Source organism: Streptomyces tailanensis (genome assembly GCF_008386495.1).
In the GTDB taxonomy this organism is placed as follows: Bacteria; Actinomycetota; Actinomycetes; order Streptomycetales; family Streptomycetaceae; genus Streptomyces; species Streptomyces tailanensis.
In genome coordinates this window covers 1-19790 of sequence record NZ_VTHJ01000067.1, presented here as the reverse complement: position 1 = coordinate 19790, position 19790 = coordinate 1, and the positions used below count along the sequence as shown (strand labels likewise).

The following is a 19790-nucleotide window of genomic DNA, read 5'->3' as shown; positions in this document are numbered from 1 at the left end:
GCCCGCCCCGACTCCCGAGCCCTCGCCGAGCGCTGCTGACGAGTCCTCGTCTAACGGTCCTCGTCCTCCAGCAGCCCCGCGTCGTACGTGAGCAGGGCGATCTGTACGCGGTTGTTGAGGGCGAGCTTGGCGAGGATGCGGGAGACGTGGGTCTTGACGGTGGCGATGCTCATGAAGAGTTCGGCGGCGATCTCGGCGTTGGAGGCGCCGCGGCCGACGGCGACGGCGACCTCGCGTTCGCGGTCGTTGAGGGCGGCGACGCGGGAACGTGCGGTGGTGGTGCGGGGGTCGGGGGCGGTGCCGGCGGCGTGGGCCATGAGCTGGCGGGTGACAGCGGGTGAGAGGACGGGGTCGCCGACCGCGACGCGGCGTACCGCTTCGACGATCTCGGCGGGCGGGGTGTCCTTGAGGACGAACCCGGCGGCGCCCGCGCGCAGGGCGCGCACGACCTGGTCGTCGGCGTGGAAGGTGGTCAGGACGACGACTTGGGGCGCATCCGCACGGCCTCGGAGCCGCTCGGTGGCGGAGAGGCCGTCGAGCGTCGGCATCCGGATGTCCATGAGGACGACGTCGGGGCGCGTACGGTCGACGAGGGCGTCCACCTCGTCGCCGTCGGCGGCCTCGCCCACGATCTCGATGTCGTCGGCGCCACCCAGCATGAGGGACAGTCCGGCGCGCACGAGGGGATCGTCGTCGACGAGGAGCAGTCGGATCGGGGTCATCGGCCCACCGTTCGGATATCGGTCATGGGGCCCTACGGTAATGACGCGTCGCGCGGACCGCCGCGTCGTCGTGCGTCGACCCGTTAGTGTCGGCCGGTACGGCAGTCAACTGACGGAGGTTTTGGGTGCGTTACCGACTCCTGGGCCGGACCGGGCTCCGCGTCTCCGAGCTGTTCCTCGGGGCCATGACGTTCGGGGAACAGGGCGGGGTGGGGGCGCCCCGGGAGGAGTGCGCGCGGATCCTCGACGTGTACGCGGAGGCCGGCGGCAATGTGATCGACACGGCGGTCAACTACCGCGGCGGGGAGAGCGAGCGGATCGTCGGCGAGCTGCTCAAGGGGCGGCGCGACCGGTTCGTGCTGTCCACCAAGTACACCGTCTCGCGCGACGGCAGCGACCCCAACGCCGCGGGCAACCACCGCAAGAACCTGGCGCTGTCCCTGGAGACGAGCCTGCGGCGCCTGGGCACGGACTACGTCGACATCTACTGGGTGCACATCTGGGACCGGAACACTCCGGTCGAGGAGACGATGCGCGCCCTCGACGACGCCGTACGGTCCGGGAAGGTGCTGTACGTCGGCATCTCGGACGCGCCGGCCTGGGTGGTCTCGCGGGCCAACACCCTCGCCGAATGGCGGGGTTGGTCACCGCTGTCGGCGCTCCAGGTCCCGTACAGCCTGCTCAACCGGGACGTCGAGCGTGAACTGTTGCCGATGGCGGAGGCGTTCGGGATGTCGGTCGCGGCCTGGAGTCCGCTGCAGAACGGGATCCTGTCCGGCAAGTACACCCGGCCGGGCGGGGTGGCCCCCGGCACCGCGACCCGGCTGTCCGCCGAGGCGATCGGGGAGCGGGAGCGCGCGGTGGCGGAGGCCGTGCAGGCCGCCGCCGACGAACTCGACGCCACCCCGGCGCAGGTGGCCATCGCCTGGACCATGGCCCACTCCCCCGCCGTGCACCCCATCCTCGGCGCCCGCCGCGTCGAGCAGCTCATGGACAACCTCGGCGCCGCCCGGCTCGTCCTGCCCGAGGAGCTGCTGGCCCGGTTGGAGGAGGCCACCGACTTCCGCCTCGGCTTCCCCGGCGACTTCATCGACGAGGCGTCGGCGTGGGTGTACGGGTCGGCGGGGCAGCGGGTGGTGCCGCGTACGACGTGACGGGCGCCGGCCCGGGCTCGGCCGCTCAGCCCCGCAGCCGTACCCCGTACCGGGTGCGCAGGCGGTGGATCTCCCAGCAGGCCACCGCCGTGACCGAGGCCGGGCCGCCGAGGAGTGCGGCGAACTGTACGAGGGGCGGGCCGGGCGGCAGTCCGCCCATGGCGAAGCCGATGGCGGCGAACTCCCACACCAGGACGCCGGTGATCAGCGCCGGGAGCGCGGCGTTCACCTCGGCGGTGTTGAAGCCGCTGCGCACGGCGGGGCCGGAGGCGAAGACGACGAACAGCAGCGTCCAGAGGAACGGCACGGTGATCAGGAACGGCGCCAGACGGATGGGTCCCGTGTCGTCCTTGAGGGCGTCGCCGGCGCCTTCATCGCGAAGCCCAGGAGCGGCGTCGCGGTGAAGGCGCCGACGTACCACAGGGCCGACTTCCCGGCGGTGCGCAGCGGGCGTCGCATGGCCCGTCTCGCGGCCGGTGACGAACAGCGGTAGAGGACGGCGGCGACCACGGGCGCGCTGAGCATCACCAGCCAGGGTGTGATGGTCAGTCGCAGCATGAACTGCTGCTGCGCCTGGTCCACGTCCTCGGGTTTGCCGTACGCCGCCAGGATCAGCAGCGACATGACGGTGGCCGTCCAGGCCCGGGTCTTCTGCACCCGTCGCGCCTCGGGGTCCTGGACGCGGCTCCGGCCGTGGGAGGGGAAGATCCGCCGAGCCGGGCGGCGGGCCGAGCGGGCCAGCGGGTAGCCGACCAGCACGGCGACCACGAGCGGCCACGCGCACAGGACCGCCATCGCCCACACACACCCGTTCAGCCGCGGACTGCTCAGGAGCTGCCCGAGCGGCGGCCATTCGTCCTCCCGCAACCGCTGCCACAGGGAGGGGGGCCGCTGCGGTACGTACGGGTACGGGTACGGGTGCGGCGGTGCGTCGGGTCCCGGGGGCGGCGGCCCGTACGGTCCCGGGGGCGGCGGGTACGGTCCTCCGTTCGGCGGCCAGGGTGGCTGGTACGGATTGTGTCCCCCGAAACTCACGCTGCTGTCCCTCCCGAGGCGCTCGGTGCCGAACGGCTCGTACGCGTCGGATGGTGCGTACGGGCCAACTGGCAATCATGGCCGAGGAGATGGCGTGACGCACATCGTTCTCAGCGCCAGCGAAGCTTTCTCAACCCCAGGGCAGCCAGGCCCGTACCCCGAACCCGCCCTCGCCGTCGGGCCCGTGCTCCAGTCGGCCCCCGGCGAGCGTCGCCCGCTCGGTGAGGCCGATGAGTCCCTGGCCCGAGCCGGGGACGGGCGGGACGTCCGCCGGCGGAGCGGGGTTGCGTACGGTGACGGTGAGTCCGTCGCCCGGGGCGCCCGACACCGCGACGGTGACCTCGGCGCCGGGGGCGTGTTTGCGGGCGTTGGTCAGGCACTCCTGGACGATGCGGTACGCGGTGCGGCCGACGGAGGTGGGGACGGCGGCCGGGTCGGTGACGTGGTTGTCGAGGACGGCCTTCATGCCGGCCTCGCGGGACTCGGCGGCCAGGGTGTCCAGCGCGGCGAGCGTCGGCTGCGGTCGGCCCGCGTCGTCGGGCTCGCCCGCGCGCAGCACCCCGATGATCTCCCGTAGGTCCTGCAGCGCCTCGTGGGCGCTCTCCCGGATGACGCCGGCCGCGCGGGCGATCTCCGCGCGAGGCGCGTCGGGCCGGAACTCCAGGGCGCCCGCGTGCACGCTGAGCAGCGTCAGGCGGTGGGCCAGCACGTCATGCATCTCCCGGGCGATGGCCTCGCGGGCGAGTCGCTGTGCCTGCTCAGCCCGTAGTTCGGCCTCCGTCTCGGCACGCCGGGCGCGGTCCCGGAAGCTCAGTATCAACTGCCGCTTGGAGCGCACGAACATGCCCCAGCCGACGGTCGCGGCGGTGAGCAGCACGTCGAGGAAGACCGCCCAGGGGTAGGTCACCTCGGGGTCGGGGCGCAGCCGGAAGAACAGCGGGGTCAGCGCGACGGCGGCGGCCGCCACCCAGGCCACGTACCGGAAGGGCCGGTGCACGGCCAGGGTGAAGAGGGCGACCAGGCCGGCGCCGTCCGCGGTGTTGGAGACGAAACAGACCGGGACCATCGCCACGGCGAGCCCGACCGGCCAGCGGCGGCGCAGCCAGACCGCGGCGCAGGCGAGCGCGCCCAGCACCTGGTCGAGGACGGCGACGGCCTGCGGCAGGTCGGGCTCGTTGCGCACCGTGTCCGTGGTCAACAGGCCGATGAACACGGCCAGCAGGAAACAGGTGAAGTCGACGACCCAGTCGCGCGCGGTGCGCCGGGGCCGGCCGGAACGCGCGAACCGCCGTCCGGGCGGGCCGCCGTCCGGCTCCGGGGCGGGATCGAGTACGGCCGAGGGATACAGCCAGCGCCGCCCCGGGAAGGTCGGGGGCTCGGGTACCGGCTTGCCATCACTCACGGTCGATAAATCTACGCAGAGACGGCGCCCGGCACCGCCCCTTGCCGAGGATCGCGACCAAAGTCGTGACCGTCTCGACTTTCGACGCTCCGCCCGCGTACGAACGGGGACTCCGGTCGGGCGGGCCTCGCCCCGTCGGCCGATGTGAGCGCGCGGTCCGCGGGGCGAGGATCCTGCACATGAAGCAGTTACTGGAGTTTCTCGGTTTCATCGCCCTGATGCAGGGCTCCGGCGGTCTGGTGTACGAGCTCACCGGCAAGCTGCGGTGGGGGGTGACGCAGCGGTGGAGCGCCCTGGACGGCTACGAGATCTATGTGAGCGTCGCGCTGATCGTCCTGGCTTTCGCGTTGTTCGCGGCGGCCGAGAGCCGGAAGTCCTGACGCACCGAGGCCGTCGGCCACGCGCATGTGCAGGCCTCGTGGAGCCGCCGCGCGCCAGGTTAACTTCCCGAAAACTCATCGGACGTGCCCGGAAAATCATGGAACTTGTCATTGACATGCCACTGTCTACGCGCGTCATCATGGGGCCATGAGACTCCCCCCACGGGCAACACGCATCGGCGCCGCAGCCGCCCTCTTGTCCGCCCTCTTCGTCGGCGGCACCGTCACCGCCGCCCCGGCCGGCGCCGCGACGACCGCCGTCGGCAGCATCTGCTACAGCGATCTGCCGTCGCAGGCGTACACCACCCTCAACCTGATCGCCCAGGGCGGCCCCTACCCGTACTCGCAGGACGGGAGCGTCTTCCAGAACCGGGAACGCATCCTCCCCATTCAGTCCACCGGCTATTACCACGAGTACACGGTCAAGACCCCTGGCTCCTCGACGCGCGGTGCCCGCCGCATCGTCACCGGTGAGGAGTACCAGGAGGACTACTACACCGCGGACCACTACGCGTCCTTCGACCTCATCGACTACGACTGCTGAGATCGCGAACCCGCACGATCGTGTGATCCGAACTCCTCGCCCCGCGGCTCCCCCCACCTCGGCCGCGGGGCGAGGCTTGTTCGACCACCAGTGGCAGAGATGCCACCCGGCTGATCAGCGGAGCGTGGTGCCCAGCCGATACCGGCCGGATGGCAATCGGTAGGACGACACACCGTCCGCGTGCCCGAGGAAGCGCACCCCTTCCACGCGCGCCAGGGGCGTTCTGCCTTCCCGGACGGCATCGGCATCGGCCGGACCGTCGGAAGGCGCAGTTTCGCCTCGCTGTTGGCGGGCACGACGGCGTCGTTCCTGCCGCGTCCACGCCTCGGTACGGGCGGCGAGCGCCATGTTCCTCAGCGTTCGAGCGGCTCGTAGTCGTACCAGTCGAAGTGGACGCGGCCGGCTGAGGCGAACATTCCGACGACCCGGCCGGTGAAGCCGCCCGCGACCTCCGTGGAGAGGTATCGACCGTCCAGCGAAGCGAGTTCGACGAAGGTGCCGTCCGGTTCCTCGATACCGATCAGGACGGTGTCGGGCCCGGTGCGGGCGTCGGTCACAGGGTGTACGGGGGCCGCCTCGATACGGAGGACCACGGGTCCGGCTGGTGTCGGCCGCGACGCCACAACGCTGTTCAGCGGGCCGATGCGGGCCCGCACCCGTACCTCATCCGACGTCGCCTCGATGTCGTAGTGGTGCTGCTCGTCGAGACGGACGGTCAGGCCGCCGCGTCCTTCCGCCGGGTCGATCAGAGCGCGGACCCGGCAGGAGGGGTGCTGCTGCCGTCGGCCGACGAACATCACGTCGGGCTCGTCGAGTGATCCGCCACGGGCGTGCAGGGTCAGCCAGCCGGGCCGCTCTTTCGTGGTGCAGTCCTCCGGGGGGCGGTGACGCAGCGAGACCCAGTACGGGGCCAACTCGCTGTGATCGAACTCGTCCCGGCCCGACACGGCGGCACCCGGCCGCAGGGGCCACGGAGGCGCGGGCATCACGGGCGACAGTTCGCCGACGACCGGCCAGCCGTCGACCCAGTCGACCGGCACCAGGAACGTCTCCCGGCCGAGTACGTGCCAGCCGGGCGAGCCGCCGCCAGGCCGTACGCCCAGCAGCACCATCCACCATGAGCCGTCGGGCGCCTGGACCAGGTCGGCGTGACCGGTGTTCTGGATGGGGTGGTCGGTGCCCCGGTGGGTCAGGATCGGGTTGGCCGGGCACGGCTCGAATGGGCCGGCGGGCGTGCGGCCACGGGCGATCGAGACGCCGTGGCACCGCTCGGTGCCGCCCTCGGCGATGAGCAGGTACCAGTAGTCGCCGATCCGGTACAGGTGTGGTGCTTCCGGGGCCTTGGCACCAGGAGTGCCGGACCAGAGACGCCGTGACTCGCTGAGCGTCTCTCCGATGTGGGGATCGATACGGACCTGGCCGACTCCCGCGACGGTGCACCAGCAGTTGCCGTCGTCGTCCCAGGCGAGATCCGGGTCGATGCCGTGCACCCCGGGCAGCCGGATCGGATCGGACCAGGGGCCGGCCGGGTCGGTGGCCGTGAACAGCAGATTCCCGTCGCCGCTCACGTTCGTGACGATCAGCCAGAAGCGGCCGTCGTGGTAGCGCAGGGTGGGGGCGTAGATCCCCCCGGAGGCCGGCGAGTCGAGGGGCAGGCGCAGTTGACCCGGCCGGTCGAGCGCGTTGCCGATCTGGGTCCAGTGCACCAGGTCGCGGCTGTGCAGGATGGGCACACCGGGGAAGTATTCGAAGCTGGAGCACGCGAGGTAGTAGTCCTCGCCTGCCCGGCAGATGCTCGGATCCGGGTAGAAGCCGGGGATCACAGGGTTGTTGAAGGTGTTGCCCGTCTCGGGCGTGCCCGACAGCCTCATCGAGTCCCTTCTACAGCATGGGGTGAGAAAGTTTCTGTCGCATACTCAGATAGTTTCCAGCGGAGGCTAGCGACAGCCGCCACCTGAGGTCAATGGCCTCGCGTGCCGCTCCAGCGAGGTCAGCTCTTGGGCGGAGCCGTGCTGGACCGGACGGTCAGCGTCGTCGCGATCTCCAGCCCGACCTGGGGCGCGTCTTCGCCGCGCCCCAGCGTGAGCGCCAGCTCGGTCGCGGCCACGGCCATCTCGGTCAGGGGCTGGTGGACGGTGGTCAGGGGCGGGTCCACCCAGGCCACGACGGGCAGGTCGTCGAAGCCGACGACGCTCAGGTCGTCGGGGATGCCCAGGCCGGCCTCGCGCGCCGCCTGGTAGACACCGAGCGCCTGGAGGTCGTTGGCGGTGAAGATCGCTGTCGGGCGTTCGGGCAGGGCGAGCAGGGAACGCGCCGCGGCGCAGCCGTCCTCCTGCGTGAGCGGTGCGTGCACGACGAGTTCCGGATCGACCGGCAGGCCGGCGGCATGCATCACGGAGCGGTATCCGTCCAGCCGGGCGGTGCAGCACAGTACGTCCTCGGGGCCGCTGATCATCGCGATGCGGCGGTGGCCGAGTTCGGTGAGGTGGCGGGTCGCGGCACGGCCGCCGGACCAGTTCGTGGTCCCTACGAAGGGGACGTCGTCCGGCAGCTCCGTGGTCGGGTCGAAGACGACGAACGGAATGCCTTTGGCCTTGAGTTGCTCACGCTCGGCCTCGGAGAGCTGGGCCACGGACAGCACGCAGTTCGGGCGCCGGAAGACGGTGTCGTCCCAGGTGGGGGCGGCGGTGTCGTGCAGGCCGAACTCGGACACCATGAGGCCGACGCGGTGCTGACGGGCCACCCGTTCGACGCCCCGGATGATCTCGACCGCCCACATGTCCTTGAGCTCGCGGAACACCAGCTCCACGACGTTGCTGCGGTTGGAGCCCGCGGGTTTGCGGTAGCCGTACTTGTTGACCAGCGCCTCGACGCGGGCGCGTGTGTCCGCGGACACCCCCGACTTGCCGTTGATCACCTTCGACACCGTCGGGACCGAGACCCCCGCCGACTCGGCGATGTACGCGATGGTGACCGGCCGGGACGTGTCGCCTTCCCCGCCGTCGTTGTCCACCGGTTCGTCAGTCGCGTAGTCCGCCAAGGTCGCCTTCCCGATCTTCGAAGTGCTCGTGCCCGGCGGAGGCCTGACACGAAAGCCGGTTGAACCGCGTCGCGTGTGTGCCCGGCCATTCTCGCACCCCTTACCGACGAAACCTGTGGCCTTGCGCACATCGTCATGTTAATTTCTCCGCCGCAAACAGCGAAAGTTTCCTTGATCGATTGACGTTCCCCCCACCGACTGGAAGGTGCACGTGATGACGAGGAGACTCGCAAGACTCCTTCCGCGACGACGCCGATCGCCGCGCTCCCCACGAAGACTGGCGGCGCTCCTCCTGGCGATCGCCCTGCTCCCTCTGGTGCCCGCCACCGCGCAGGCCGCCGACCCGCCGCCGCCCAGTGCCCCCGCCGCCCGCAGCGCGGGTCGCGGCCATGCAGCCCGGCTGGAACCTGGGCAACACCTACGACGCCATCCCCGACGAAACCTCCTGGGGCAACCCGCCCGTGACCCAGGCTCTCTTCAGGAAGATCAAGTCGGAGGGGTACAGGAGCATTCGGCTGCCCATTGCCTGGGGCATCCACCAGGGCGGAGCACCGGCCTACACAATCGACCCGGCCTGGATGGCGAAGGTACGCAAGGTCGTCGACTTGGCGCTGGCCGAGGACCTGTACGTCATGCTCAACATGCACCACGACTCGTGGATGTGGGTCAACAACCTCTCGGCGGACCACGACACGGTGCTGGCCCGGTACGAGGCGACCTGGACCCAGATCGCGGCCGAGTTCCGCGACGACCCGTCCCGGCTGGTGTTCGAGAGCATCAACGAGCCGACGTTCGGCAACACACCCGGTGACGACGAGAACTACCGGCTGCTCGCCGAACTCAACCGTGTCTTCCACCGGATCGTCCGCGAGTCGGGCGGCGGGAACGACAACCGTCTGCTCGTCCTGCCCACCCTGTACACCAACTCCGAACAGGGCCGACTCGACGCGCCGGCCGCCGAACTCACCGCCCTGCGCGACCCCATGGTCGCCACGACGATCCACTTCTACGGCTGGTGGCCGTTCAGCGTGAACATCGCCGGATACACCCGCGACGCCGCCTCGGAGCAGGATCTCAGCAGCCGGTTCGACCGTGCGTACAACACCTTCGTCGCGCATGACATACCGGTCATCATCGGCGAGTACGCCCTGCTCGCCCACGATCACAACCGACCGGGCATCATCCAGCGGGGCGAGGTGCACAAGTACTTCGAGTACGTGGGGTACTACGCCCGCCAGCGGAAGTTCACCACGATGCTGTGGGACGCCGGCCAGTTCCTGAACCGCAACACCCTGCAGTGGCGGGAACCGGAGCCGGCCGCCCAGATCAGGTCGGGCTGGACCACCCGTTCGGGAACGGCCTCCAGCTACCTGCTGTTCCTCCCCAAGTCGGGCTACCTCACCAGCCGGACGCTCACCCTGAACCCGAACGGCACCGACTTCCAGGGGCTCCGGCACGGCAGCCGCAACCTGCTGAAGGGCCGGGACTACACCGTCTCCGGCAACCAGCTCACGCTGACACCCGCCGCGCTCACTCAGCTGGCCGGCGACCGGCAGTACGGCCTCAACGCGACGCTGGAGGCCGGTTCTCCCGAGGCGTCCCCTGGCGGATCGACGTCATCACGTACGACACCCCGGTCCTGTCGAACGCCTCCGGGAGCACCAGCGGCCTGGCCATCCCCACCCAGTTCCGGGGTGACCAGCTGGCGACCATGGAGGCCAAGTACGACGACGGCGGCAATGCCGGCCCGGCCGACTGGACCTCGTACCAGCAGTGGGACACCGCCTTCTCGGCGTACACCGGCGACGCCTCAAGCTGACCTCCGAGTTCTTCAACTCGGTCAAGGACGGCTCCCGGGTGACGCTCACCTTCCACTTCTGGAGCGGCGCCCAGGTGAAGTACCACGTCACCAAGACGGGCACCTCAGTGACCGGCACGACCGCCTGAGCTCGGCGGCGCGGCCCGCCCATGGCCGCGCGGCACCCAGGCCTCGTCAGGCGTTCTCCGGGAGTTCGTAGCTGCCGAACTCCGGGCGGCCTGCCAGGTCGTACGTCTGGATCGAGACGCCGGTGCTCGTGATGCTGCCGCCCGAGTGTCGGAAGGCGGTCGGGACGCCGCCTTCCGCGAAGAGGCGGCGGCCGGCGCCGAGGACCACCGGGAAGGTCAGCAGGTGCACGGTGTCGACCAGGTCGAGGGCGAGGAGCGACTGGGCCAGGTCGCCGCTGCCGTGGACCTGGACCTCGCCGTCGGTGCGCTCCTTGAGGGCGGTGACCTCCTTGGCGAGGTCGCCGGAGAGTACGGTCGTGCCGCTCCACCCCGGGTTCGTGAGGGTGGTGGAAACGACGTACTTGGGGAGGGCGTTGAGCTTGCCCGCGACCGGGTCGGCGGGGTCGGTGACCTTCGGCCAGTGGGCGGCGAAGATGTCGTACGTCCTGCGGCCCAGGAGGAAGGCGCCTACGCGGCCGAAGACTCCGTCGATGAACCGGCCGAAGTCCTCGTCGCCGTAGGGGACGACCCAGCCGCCGTACTCGAAGCCGTCGCGGCGGTCCTCGTTGGGACCGCCGGGGGCCTGGTAGACGCCGTCGAGGGTGACGAAGGAGGTGAGGGTGAGCTTGCCCATGGGGTGCGCCTTCTTCTGTGGTGGGGTCTGTTGTCATGAGTACAGACCCCACCGGGGCGCGCAACTCATCGGTGGCCCCCGTGCGCGTCCCTGAAAACACTCAGGCACCCAACTCCTGATAACGCGCCCCCAAGCGGGTCCTGCCCTCCTCCGTCAGGGAGCCGTGGAGGCGGAGGCGGGAGATGCCGCCGTCCGGGTAGATGTCGATGCGGGCGTGGGTGGCCACTACCGGGGCGGGGAGGACGAAGCGGTGGTTGGTGTCGGGCTGGAGGCGGGTGCGGGGGAGGATTTCCCGCCAGTCGCCTTCGTCGCCGTCCTTGACCGAGACCGTGGCCCAGCCGGCCGCGTTGCCCTTCAGGTACGCCGTGTCGATCTCCAGGGAGCGGATCTCGGACTGGGCGGCGAGGCGGTAGCGGATCCAGTCGTTGCCCTGGTCGCGGCGGCGGCGGGTCTCCCAGCACTCGTGCATCACGCGGGCGCGGCCGGGCTGGATGGTGTTGGTGGCGGGTGAGTAGAAGAGGTTGGAGGCGTCCTCCGCCTGGCCGCCGTTCTCCAGGGCGACCACGTCGAAGGTGCCGAGGACGGCGAGCCACTCCGGGTCCGGTACAACCTCGCCGTACACGCGCAGGCGGGCGATGCCGCCGTCGGGGTGCTGTTTGACGCGCAGGTGGGTGAAGCGCTGCTCGACGGAGACGGCGAAGCCGTTGGCCGCGTGGCCGCCGACCGGCGTGCGGGGGACCAGCGTCGTCCACTTCACGTCGTCGGCCAGCAGGTCCTCCGGTGACGGGGAGCCCGGCACCGAGGTGGCCTCCACCGACACCGCCTGCGGGTAGTTGCCGCGGAAGTGGGCCGTGTCGACGACGATGCCGCGGATCACGCCGGGTGCGCCGAGGCGGACCAGCGCCCAGTCGTGGTCGTCGGCCGTCGGCCAGGGGTGCTCGGCGGAGGCGCCCCGGCGCCGACGGGTCTCCCAGCCGTCCATGATCTTGCCCTTGTGCCCGAAGTGCTCGGGGTCGAACTCGGCGCGCTCCGGCAGCAGCAGGTTCTCACGCTGGGCGAAGAACTCGTCGTTGGCGGCGATGACCCCGGCGCCGAGCCTGCGGTCGGCGAGGTCGGCGTACTGAGTGAAGGGGAAGTCGGCGGTGCGGTAGTCCGCGTACGGGTCGCCGCCGCCGTACGGGTTCGCGTCGCCGGTGAAGTTCACGATCGCCGTCACGTTGATCAGGTCTGCCTTTCGGTGGTCGTCGGCCGCTGCGGGTGCGGGCTGGGGTGAATCAGGGGGTACGGGTCAGGAGTCGTCCCCTCGGTTCGGTGAACTCGCCGTCCGCGACGATGCGTTCGCCGCGCAGCCACGTGGATCTGACGACGCCGTACAGGGTCTTGCCGGCGTACGCCGTGACGCGGTTACGGTGCTGGAGGGCCGCCGGGTCGACGGTGAACGTCTCGTCGGGGGCGAGGACGGCGAAGTCGGCGTCGCGGCCGGGCTCGATGGCGCCCTTCCGGCTGCCCAGGCCCACAAGGTCGGCTGTACGCGTGGACATCCAGCGCACCACGTCCTCCAGGCCGTGGCCGCGCCGGCGGGCCTCCGTCCAGACGGCCGCGAGGCTCAGCTGGAGGCCGGAGATGCCGCCCCAGGCGGTGGCGAAGTCGTCGGTCTTCAGGTCGGCCGTCGACGGGGAGTGGTCGGTGACCACGCAGTCGATCGTGCCGTCCGCGAGTGCCTGCCAGAGGAGGTCCTGGTTGGCGGACTCCCGGATGGGCGGGCAGCACTTGAACTCGCTGGCCCCGTCCGGGACTTCCTCGGCGGTGAGCGTGAGGTAATGCGGACAGGTCTCGACCGTGATCCGTACGCCGTCCCGCTTGGCCGCGGCGATCAGCGGCAGCGCGTCGCTCGACGACAGATGGAGGACGTGGACGCGGGCGCCGAACCGCCCCGCCTGAGCGATGAGCGCCGCGATGGCGGTGTCCTCGGCGTCGCGCGGGCGCGAGGCGAGGAAGTCGGCGTACCTGGGGCCGCCCTGCTGCGGGGCCGCGTCGAGGTGGTGCGGGTCCTCGGCGTGCACGATGAGCAGTCCGCCGAAGCCGGCGATCTCGGCCAGGGACCGGGCGAGATCGTCCTGGTCGAGGTGCGGGAACTCGTCCACGCCGGACGGCGACAGGAACGCCTTGAAGCCGAAGACACCGGCGTCGTGCAGGGGGCGCAGGTCCTTGACGTTGTCGGGCAGGGCGCCGCCCCAGAAGCCGACGTCGATGTGCGCCTTGCCGGCGGCGACCCGCTGCTTCGTGCGCAGATGGTCGACCGTCGTGGTCGGCGGGAGCGAGTTGAGGGGCATGTCGACGAGGGTGGTGATGCCACCGGCCGCCGCCGCGCGCGTGGCGGTCCAGAAGCCCTCCCAGTGGGTACGGCCCGGGTCGTTGACGTGCACGTGCGTGTCGACCAGACCGGGCAGCAGGACGTCGTCACCGAAGTCCTCCAGACGGGCGCCGGACGGTACGTCGGCGTCGTACGGGAGTACGGCCGTGATCGTGCCGCCCGCGACCGCGACCGCCGCGGGGCGCGTTCCCTCGGGCGTGATGACGCGCGTCGAGCGCAGCACCAGTTCAGCGTCGGACACCCGGACCCCTCTCGCCGTACCGCTCTTCGCTTCCGCTTACTTCCGTTTACTGCCGTTTACTTCCGCGTAACGGAATTCAACGTTCCGTTGAAGGAGTCTTCACTTGGACTCCTACGCCGTCAAGGGCACCCCTCCACTACACCCCTCCACCCTGCCCCCGATCCGCCCACTCTGGATGTTTTCACAAACCGGAATTAGAATTCCACTGAGCAGAACGTAGTGACGCGCAAGCGAGCAGTCAACGAACTGACCGGTAGGCTGCGTGCCTGCCTGCCACAGTGAAAGGACCAGCGCCCGTGCCGACGTCCAGCGCCAGCACCACCGACTCCGCCAAGTCGTCCTCGTCCAGTGGCGGTGTGCAGTCCCTCGAGCGCGCCTTCGATCTGCTGGAGCGGATGGCGGACGCCGGCGGCGAGGTCGGCCTCAGTGAACTGTCCGCGAGCAGCGGGCTCCCCCTGCCGACCATCCACCGGCTGATGCGGACCCTGGTCGTCTGCGGTTACGTACGCCAGCAGCCCAACCGGCGCTACGCCCTCGGCCCCCGCCTGATCCGCCTCGGCGAGTCCGCGTCCCGGCTGCTCGGCACCTGGGCCCGGCCCTACCTCGCGCGACTCGTCGAGGAGACCGGCGAGACGGCGAACATGGCGCTCCTCGACGGCGACGAGATCGTGTACGTCGCGCAGGTGCCGTCCAAGCACTCGATGCGGATGTTCACCGAGGTGGGCCGTCGGGTGCTGCCGCACTCCACGGGCGTCGGCAAGGCGCTGCTCGCCGAACTGCCCGCGGACGAGGTGCGCGCGTTGCTGGCCCGTACGGGTATGCCGGCCGCCACGGAGAAGACGATCACCACGCCTGACGGTTTTCTCGCGGCGCTCGACGACGTCCGCGCGCTCGGGTACGCGGTCGACGACAACGAGCAGGAGATCGGTGTGCGTTGCCTCGCCGTCTCCGTCCCCAACTCCCCCACGGCCGCGGCGATTTCGATCTCCGGGCCGGCGGGAAGAGTGACCGAGGTGGCGACGGAACGGATCGTGCCGGTGCTGCAGCAGGTGGCGGCGGAGCTGTCGGAGGCACTGGCGAGCTCGGGCGCGGGTGCCTGACCCCGGGCTTTTTCGGGGCGAGGCTCTTCTGAGACGGTCAGCGCCGCGGTGGCTCCCCGAACAACTCCACCGCCGTACGTACATCCGCCAGGCCACGGGACAGCGCGCTGACCGAGCCGATGGAACCCGCGATCAGTAACAGGGACCGCCGCAGACGCGGAACCTCCGGCATCCCGCTGACCGCCATCGCCGCAAGCGCCGCCAACTCGTCCTCGGCGATGGCCCGGTCGGGGAACTCCGCGGGATGCGCGGCGAGTTCGCGCCGCAGCCGGGACACGGCCGCGCGCAACTCCGTCACCCTCGGATCCTCGTCACTGCCGGTCACTGGCCTCTGCCCCAAGCTCCGCAACACAGCTCTCCCCCCCCTCTCACGCACACCCTTGTGCGCGAGCCCCGGTCGTACGCCGTCGCACGACCCACCACCCCGTGGTGTCGGTCGGGCGCCGGGGGTGGCGCGGGCCAGTAAACGCCAACAGTGTGGCGAGCGCCACTCCAAGGACCGAAATTCAGTCCGTGGAGATCGCACCGGACCACGCCCGGCCGGGGGCGCTCCCGCGCCGGGTCGGGTATGCAGGGGGCATGACGCACCACACAAGCCCCAGCGAGGGTCAGGCCACGGACCACGTCGTCGGGCTTCTGCTCGCCGCCGGCGGCGGCCGGCGCCTCGGCGGACGCCCCAAGGCCCTGCTGCCCCACCGCGGCCGCCCCCTGGTCGAACACGCGGTCGCGGTGCTGCGGGCAGGCGGCTGCTCGCGGATCCATGTGGTTCTGGGAGCCGAGGCGGCGGCCATACGCACCCGGGCCGACCTGTCCGGCTGCGTACTGGTGGACAACTCGGACTGGACCGAGGGCATGGGCTCGTCGCTGCGGGCCGGACTGGAGTCTCTGGCCGGCACGGGCGCCGAGGCCGTCCTGGTCTCGCTCGTCGACCAGCCGGGAATCGGACCGGAGGCCGTGGCCCGCGTGCTCGGCGCGTACGAGTCGGGCGCGTCGCTCGCTGCGGCGGCGTACGGCGGCGAGCGGGGCCACCCCGTTCTCTTCGGCGCCGATCACTGGGCGGGCATCGCGGCGACCGCCACCGGCGACCGGGGGGCACGCGCGTATCTGAGGGCCCACGGCGACGCGATCACACTCGTCGAATGCGGGGACGTGGCGCGGCCGTACGACATCGACACGGAGACCGATCTCGTCCACCTCGAATGAGCTCGTCCACTTCGATGCTCGACCCGAAGAATCTCGACATCAACAAAAGATTGAACTTCCACTATGAGGAAACTAGTATCCACGGTTCAGAAGCGCCCCCGCTGAAGGAAGTGACAGCTCATGTCCGCACCAGCGCCGTCCCCGCTGGCCATCGTCGACGCCGAGCCCCTGCCCCGCCAGGACGAGGTCCTCACCGACGCGGCCCTCGCCTTCGTGGCCGAGCTGCACCGGCTGTTCACGCCCCGGCGTGACGAGTTGCTCGCCCGCCGTGCGGAGCGCCGCGCCGAGATCGCCCGCACCTCCTCGCTCGCCTTCCTCCCGGAGACCGCCGCGATCCGCGCCGACGACTCCTGGAAGGTGGCCCCGTCGCCGGCCGCGCTGAACGACCGCCGCGTCGAGATCACCGGTCCCACGGACCGCAAGATGACGATCAACGCCCTCAATTCCGGGGCGCGGATCTGGCTCGCGGACTTCGAGGACGCCTCGGCGCCGACGTGGGAGAACGTCGTCCTCGGCCAGGTGAACATGGCCGACGCGTACACCCGGAACATCGACTTCACCGACCCGCGGACGGGCAAGTCGTACGCCCTGCGTCCCAACGAGGAGCTGGCGACGGTCGTCATGCGCCCGCGCGGCTGGCACCTCGACGAGCGTCACCTCGTCGACGCCGACGGCAAGCCGGTACCGGGCGCGCTCGTCGACTTCGGCCTGTATTTCTTCCACAACGCCCAGCGGCTGCTCGACCTCGGCAAGGGCCCGTACTTCTACCTCCCGAAGACGGAGTCGCACCTGGAGGCCCGCCTCTGGAACGACGTGTTCGTCTTCGCCCAGGACTACATCGGCATCCCGCAGGGCACCGTCCGCGCCACCGTCCTCATCGAGACGATCATGGCCGCGTACGAGATGGAGGAGATCCTCTACGAACTCCGCGACCACGCCTCGGGGTTGAACGCCGGACGCTGGGACTACCTCTTCTCCATCGTCAAGAACTTCCGTGACGGCGGCGAGAAGTTCGTCCTCCCGGACCGCAACGCGGTGACGATGACGGCCCCCTTCATGCGGGCATACACCGAGCTTCTCGTCCGTACCTGCCACAAGCGCGGCGCGCACGCGATCGGCGGCATGGCGGCGTTCATCCCGTCGCGGCGCGACGAAGAGGTCAACAAGGTCGCGTTCGAGAAGGTCAAGGCCGACAAGGACCGCGAGGCGAACGACGGCTTCGACGGCTCCTGGGTCGCCCACCCCGACCTGGTCCCGATCGCCATGGCCTCCTTCGACGCCGTCCTCGGCGACAAGCCGAACCAGAAGGACCGCCTGCGCGAGGACGTCCACGTCGAGGCGGCCGATCTGATCGCGATCGACTCGCTGGACGCCAAGCCGACGTACGCCGGTCTCGTCAACGCCGTCCAGGTCGGCATCCGCTACATCGAGGCCTGGCTGCGCGGCCTCGGCGCGGTCGCCATCTTCAACCTCATGGAGGACGCGGCCACCGCCGAGATCTCCCGCTCCCAGATCTGGCAGTGGATCAACGCGGGCGTCGAGTTCGAGAACGGCGAGCGGGCCACGCCCGAGCTGGCCCGCAAGGTCGCCGCGGAGGAACTGGCGAACATCCGCGCGGAGCTGGGCGAGGAGGCCTTCACCGCCGGCCACTGGCAGCAGGCCCACGACCTGCTGCTGGAGGTCTCCCTCGACGAGAACTACGTCGACTTCCTGACGCTGCCGGCGTACGAGCAGCTCAAGGGCTGAGCCCTCTTCAGGAAGCCGGCTTGTCCGAGTGGCCCAGGGACTTTCCCGGGGCCACTCGGTCGCGTACGGCCTGCTTGACGGCCGTCGGCTCCGGGAAGCCCTGGTCACGGCGGTCCCAGACGACCTCGTCGCCCACGCGGACGACGAAGACGCCGCCCTTGCCCGGCTTGAGGGCCAGTTCGGTGAGTTCGGTCTCGAAGGTGGTCAGGAGCTCCTGGGCCAGCCAGGCGGCACGCGGCAGCCACCGGCACTGCGTGCAGTACTCGATCTCCACGCGCCGCACATGGATCTCCACGCGCTGAACATCGCTCATCCCAGATGCACCGACCAATCCTGTTCCGCCGCCGGTTTGCCGTGCAGGTCGGGGACCCGCTTGAGCCAGTTCGGGCGGCCTCGCTGTGTCTTCGCCGCGCGGAGGGCCTCCTCGGCGGCGAGTTCCTCCCGGGAGGGGAAGTCGGTGGGGAGCCAGGCGGCGGAGGCCCGCACGCGCGCGTGGAGGTAGTTCACGTACGCCGAGCGGACCTCGTCGGGTGACACGAACCCGTCCCCCGTGGTCAGCCAGGCGTCCGGGACCTCCGCCACGATCCCCCGCAGCAGCTCCTGCGTCACCTTCGGCGCCAGCTCGGCGTCGGCCGCGCGGACGTCGGGGGTGTAATGGCCGAGGGCGTGGTGGCGGAAGTCGTAGGCCTTCGCGGGGTCCGAGGCGTCCCAGCGGTGGTGGAAGACGAGGGCCGCGCCGTGATCGATCAGCCAGAGGCGCGGGGGTGCGATGCCGAGCGTGGGCCAGATCATCAGGTTGGAGCTGTGGACCGTGCGGTCGACGTTGACCGTGAGAGCGTCGAGCCACACGATCCTGCCCGCCTCCAGCGGGTCGACCCGGAACTCCTTCGCGACCTCCGGCGTGAAGTCCTTCGCGCCCGGCAGATAGTCCATACCGAGGTTGAGGCCCGCGCTCGCGCCGTGGAGTTCCCGTACCTCCTGGTGGGGCTCGTGCTCGGCGAGCGCCGGGTCGAAGTGCGCGAGGACCAGCTCGGGGAACCTCAGCCCCAGCGCCCGCGCCAGCTCCCCCACGATCACCTCGGCGACCAGCGCCTTGTGCCCCTGCGCGGAACCGGTGAACTTCACGACGTAGGTGCCCAGATCATCCGCTTCGACGATCCCCGGGACGGAGCCGCCCGCACGTAGGGGCTCGATGTATCGAGTCGCAGTGACTCCCCTCAGCATCTTCTCAGGCCACCTGCCTCATAGACCTTGCACTGGGGGAGTTCGGACCGGCACGCAGATCTCCCTGCCTCCCAGCAGTCCGTCAGTAGCCGTCCGCCCCTTGCTTCCGGCCCCCGGCATGAAGTGAGCATATTAACCGAGGGTGATCGCCAGCGAGGAGTGCCCGAGCCACCGCGCCGCTGCCAGGGCTTCGCTCCCTCGGCGTGCGAAGGAATGGTGACCGAAGGCCCGCAGCAGTTGCCGCCGGGGTGGCGGCCATGTCAAAAGTTCCAGGCCCGGTAGCAAGACCCCTGATGGACCGGTCCTGTTGATCTGCCGGTCGGCCTTGTTCGTGTCGGCGCTTCCGTAAAACCCCACCTGATCGACGGCCGGGACGGAGCTGGGCGCAGCGCCACGGGGGAGACGAAACGCCCAGCCCGCCGGTCGGAGGTCCGCCAGGCCGTGGACGTGACCCCCGGTAACACTATGCCCTCCCACACTCGAAGCCCGCTGGGCCACGACTCGTCCCCCGCTGGGCACCGTCGGCGTTCCGCTGGACGTCCGCCCCAGCCGCCTTCGAGGACGGGGAACTAGCTTCAGGGCCCCGGCATCCGGGCGAAGGGAGTCATCGTGCGCAAGGTGAGGACGTGGCTGCGGCGGGCCTGGCACGACATGGCGCCGGGACTGGTCGCCGTGGGCCAGTGCTTCGGCGGCCTGACCCCACCGGAGTGCTACGGCTTCACCCCGTACGCTTTCCTTCAGACCGCCCCGCTCCCGGGCCACCCCGAACGCCTGACCACGACCCCGCTCTCGGACCTGCCGGCCCATGAACGCGCCGTATGGAGCGACCTCACCGAGGTGTGGGAGGACACGGCCCCCCGCTGACGCCTGGGCCCTGTAGTCACATTCCCGTCTGCCGCGCGACGCCATGCACGCTCCCCCACTCTCGGCTTCTCCTCCACTCTCGACTTCGCTCGAGCGGGAGGGACCCCCATGAGCGGGAGGTGCCCCCACCGCCGCACCGGG

20 protein-coding genes and 1 pseudogene are annotated in these 19790 nt (G+C 70.4%); 9 read left to right on the top strand and 12 right to left on the bottom strand.

Annotated elements, in window-relative coordinates; all coding sequences use genetic code 11:
* Positions 1 to 50: 50 nt before the first annotated feature.
* A complete protein-coding gene (locus F3T56_RS37770; RefSeq protein ID WP_172639328.1) occupies positions 51 to 722 on the bottom strand; it encodes a response regulator in 672 nt (223 codons plus the stop codon).
* A gap of 125 nt (positions 723 to 847) precedes the next feature.
* Here F3T56_RS37770 and F3T56_RS37765 point away from each other — a divergent pair, with 125 nt between their 5' ends.
* Entirely contained in the window at positions 848 to 1876 is a 1029-nt protein-coding gene (locus tag F3T56_RS37765) for an aldo/keto reductase (protein WP_149829998.1), read from the top strand.
* A 25-nt stretch (positions 1877 to 1901) separates the two neighbouring features.
* Here the strand turns inward: F3T56_RS37765 and F3T56_RS48660 are convergent, their stop codons facing one another.
* The 3 genes from F3T56_RS48660 to F3T56_RS37755 all read right to left on the bottom strand — a co-directional run bounded on the left by F3T56_RS48660 (position 1902) and on the right by F3T56_RS37755 (position 4313).
* The gene (locus F3T56_RS48660; protein ID WP_246204274.1) at positions 1902 to 2183 is read right to left on the bottom strand and encodes a hypothetical protein; all 282 of its coding nucleotides are present in this window, start codon (positions 2181 to 2183) and stop codon (positions 1902 to 1904) included.
* Between the two features lie 5 nt (positions 2184 to 2188).
* Positions 2189 to 2911 (bottom strand): hypothetical protein, encoded by a 723-nt coding sequence (locus F3T56_RS48655; protein WP_246204273.1) that lies wholly within the window; start codon positions 2909 to 2911, stop codon positions 2189 to 2191.
* Between the two features lie 130 nt (positions 2912 to 3041).
* On the bottom strand, positions 3042 to 4313 hold the full coding sequence (locus tag F3T56_RS37755) for a sensor histidine kinase (RefSeq protein WP_149829997.1): 1272 nt from the start codon (positions 4311 to 4313) through the stop codon (positions 3042 to 3044).
* A 179-nt stretch (positions 4314 to 4492) separates the two neighbouring features.
* Here F3T56_RS37755 and F3T56_RS37750 point away from each other — a divergent pair, with 179 nt between their 5' ends.
* Both F3T56_RS37750 and F3T56_RS37745 read left to right on the top strand, forming a co-directional pair.
* Positions 4493 to 4693 (top strand): hypothetical protein, encoded by a 201-nt coding sequence (locus F3T56_RS37750; RefSeq protein WP_149829996.1) that lies wholly within the window; start codon positions 4493 to 4495, stop codon positions 4691 to 4693.
* Positions 4694 to 4841: 148 nt separating this feature from the next.
* Positions 4842 to 5237 carry a guanyl-specific ribonuclease gene (locus F3T56_RS37745; protein ID WP_149829995.1) on the top strand — a complete coding sequence of 132 codons (396 nt, stop codon included), beginning with the start codon at positions 4842 to 4844 and terminating at the stop codon, positions 5235 to 5237.
* Positions 5238 to 5590: 353 nt separating this feature from the next.
* On the opposite strand, the gene F3T56_RS37735 is transcribed toward F3T56_RS37745, so the two are convergent.
* Entirely contained in the window at positions 5591 to 7108 is a 1518-nt protein-coding gene (locus tag F3T56_RS37735) for a glycoside hydrolase family 43 protein (protein ID WP_149829994.1), read from the bottom strand.
* 119 nt (positions 7109 to 7227) lie between these two features.
* Positions 7228 to 8277 (bottom strand): LacI family DNA-binding transcriptional regulator, encoded by a 1050-nt coding sequence (locus F3T56_RS37730; RefSeq protein ID WP_149829993.1) that lies wholly within the window; start codon positions 8275 to 8277, stop codon positions 7228 to 7230.
* Between the two features lie 389 nt (positions 8278 to 8666).
* Here F3T56_RS37730 and F3T56_RS37725 point away from each other — a divergent pair.
* Together F3T56_RS37725 and F3T56_RS49890 are read left to right on the top strand one after the other, a co-directional pair.
* A pseudogene (locus F3T56_RS37725) lies at positions 8667 to 9806 on the top strand (cellulase family glycosylhydrolase); the annotation flags it as partial.
* 80 nt (positions 9807 to 9886) lie between these two features.
* Positions 9887 to 10096, top strand: coding sequence for an endoglucanase (locus F3T56_RS49890; protein ID WP_342787040.1), 210 nt, complete (start codon positions 9887 to 9889; stop codon positions 10094 to 10096).
* Between the two features lie 174 nt (positions 10097 to 10270).
* On the opposite strand, the gene F3T56_RS37720 is transcribed toward F3T56_RS49890, so the two are convergent.
* The 3 genes from F3T56_RS37720 to allB form a co-directional block, all read right to left on the bottom strand.
* Positions 10271 to 10897, bottom strand: a complete 627-nt coding sequence (locus tag F3T56_RS37720; RefSeq protein ID WP_149829992.1) for a dihydrofolate reductase family protein — start codon at positions 10895 to 10897, stop codon at positions 10271 to 10273.
* A 100-nt stretch (positions 10898 to 10997) separates the two neighbouring features.
* On the bottom strand, positions 10998 to 12113 hold the full coding sequence (alc, locus tag F3T56_RS37715; RefSeq protein ID WP_149829991.1) for an allantoicase: 1116 nt from the start codon (positions 12111 to 12113) through the stop codon (positions 10998 to 11000).
* Positions 12114 to 12171: 58 nt separating this feature from the next.
* On the bottom strand, positions 12172 to 13512 hold the full coding sequence (gene allB / locus F3T56_RS37710; RefSeq protein ID WP_149829990.1) for an allantoinase AllB: 1341 nt from the start codon (positions 13510 to 13512) through the stop codon (positions 12172 to 12174).
* Positions 13513 to 13808: 296 nt separating this feature from the next.
* Here allB and F3T56_RS37705 point away from each other — a divergent pair, with 296 nt between their 5' ends.
* Positions 13809 to 14612 (top strand): IclR family transcriptional regulator, encoded by an 804-nt coding sequence (locus F3T56_RS37705; RefSeq protein ID WP_149829989.1) that lies wholly within the window; start codon positions 13809 to 13811, stop codon positions 14610 to 14612.
* 37 nt (positions 14613 to 14649) lie between these two features.
* Here the strand turns inward: F3T56_RS37705 and F3T56_RS37700 are convergent, their stop codons facing one another.
* Complete coding sequence (locus tag F3T56_RS37700) at positions 14650 to 14964, bottom strand: DUF5955 family protein (protein ID WP_172639327.1); 315 nt, start codon at positions 14962 to 14964, stop codon at positions 14650 to 14652.
* 227 nt (positions 14965 to 15191) lie between these two features.
* Between F3T56_RS37700 and F3T56_RS37695 the strand changes: the two genes are divergently transcribed.
* Together F3T56_RS37695 and aceB are read left to right on the top strand one after the other, a co-directional pair.
* Positions 15192 to 15815 carry a nucleotidyltransferase family protein gene (locus tag F3T56_RS37695; RefSeq protein WP_149829987.1) on the top strand — a complete coding sequence of 208 codons (624 nt, stop codon included), beginning with the start codon at positions 15192 to 15194 and terminating at the stop codon, positions 15813 to 15815.
* Positions 15816 to 15935: 120 nt separating this feature from the next.
* The gene (gene aceB / locus F3T56_RS37690; RefSeq protein WP_149829986.1) at positions 15936 to 17561 is read left to right on the top strand and encodes a malate synthase A; all 1626 of its coding nucleotides are present in this window, start codon (positions 15936 to 15938) and stop codon (positions 17559 to 17561) included.
* A 7-nt stretch (positions 17562 to 17568) separates the two neighbouring features.
* On the opposite strand, the gene F3T56_RS37685 is transcribed toward aceB, so the two are convergent.
* The gene (locus F3T56_RS37685) at positions 17569 to 17874 is read right to left on the bottom strand and encodes an Rdx family protein (protein ID WP_149829985.1); all 306 of its coding nucleotides are present in this window, start codon (positions 17872 to 17874) and stop codon (positions 17569 to 17571) included.
* Complete coding sequence (locus tag F3T56_RS37680; RefSeq protein ID WP_149829984.1) at positions 17871 to 18785, bottom strand: HipA family kinase; 915 nt, start codon at positions 18783 to 18785, stop codon at positions 17871 to 17873. Before F3T56_RS37680 ends, F3T56_RS37685 begins: the two co-directional genes overlap by 4 nt.
* 609 nt (positions 18786 to 19394) lie before the next feature.
* On the opposite strand from F3T56_RS37680, the gene F3T56_RS37675 reads away from it, so the two are divergent.
* Positions 19395 to 19649: a DUF6059 family protein gene (locus F3T56_RS37675; protein WP_149829983.1), complete on the top strand. Its 255-nt coding sequence runs from the start codon at positions 19395 to 19397 to the stop codon at positions 19647 to 19649.
* Positions 19650 to 19790: the final 141 nt, after the last annotated feature.

What these genes read in the sequence shown, in the direction of transcription:
- F3T56_RS37680 (WP_149829984.1), bottom strand. Translation starts at nt 18,785, where the DNA reads ATGCTGAGGGGAGTCACTGCGACTCGATACATCGAGCCCCTACGTGCG.
- F3T56_RS37695 (WP_149829987.1), top strand. Translation starts at nt 15,192, where the DNA reads ATGACGCACCACACAAGCCCCAGCGAGGGTCAGGCCACGGACCACGTC.
- F3T56_RS37770 (WP_172639328.1), bottom strand. Translation starts at nt 722, where the DNA reads ATGACCCCGATCCGACTGCTCCTCGTCGACGACGATCCCCTCGTGCGC.
- F3T56_RS37685 (WP_149829985.1), bottom strand. Translation starts at nt 17,874, where the DNA reads ATGAGCGATGTTCAGCGCGTGGAGATCCATGTGCGGCGCGTGGAGATC.
- aceB (WP_149829986.1), top strand. Translation starts at nt 15,936, where the DNA reads ATGTCCGCACCAGCGCCGTCCCCGCTGGCCATCGTCGACGCCGAGCCC.
- F3T56_RS37735 (WP_149829994.1), bottom strand. Translation starts at nt 7,108, where the DNA reads ATGAGGCTGTCGGGCACGCCCGAGACGGGCAACACCTTCAACAACCCT.
- F3T56_RS37745 (WP_149829995.1), top strand. Translation starts at nt 4,842, where the DNA reads ATGAGACTCCCCCCACGGGCAACACGCATCGGCGCCGCAGCCGCCCTC.
- F3T56_RS37720 (WP_149829992.1), bottom strand. Translation starts at nt 10,897, where the DNA reads ATGGGCAAGCTCACCCTCACCTCCTTCGTCACCCTCGACGGCGTCTAC.
- F3T56_RS37750 (WP_149829996.1), top strand. Translation starts at nt 4,493, where the DNA reads ATGAAGCAGTTACTGGAGTTTCTCGGTTTCATCGCCCTGATGCAGGGC.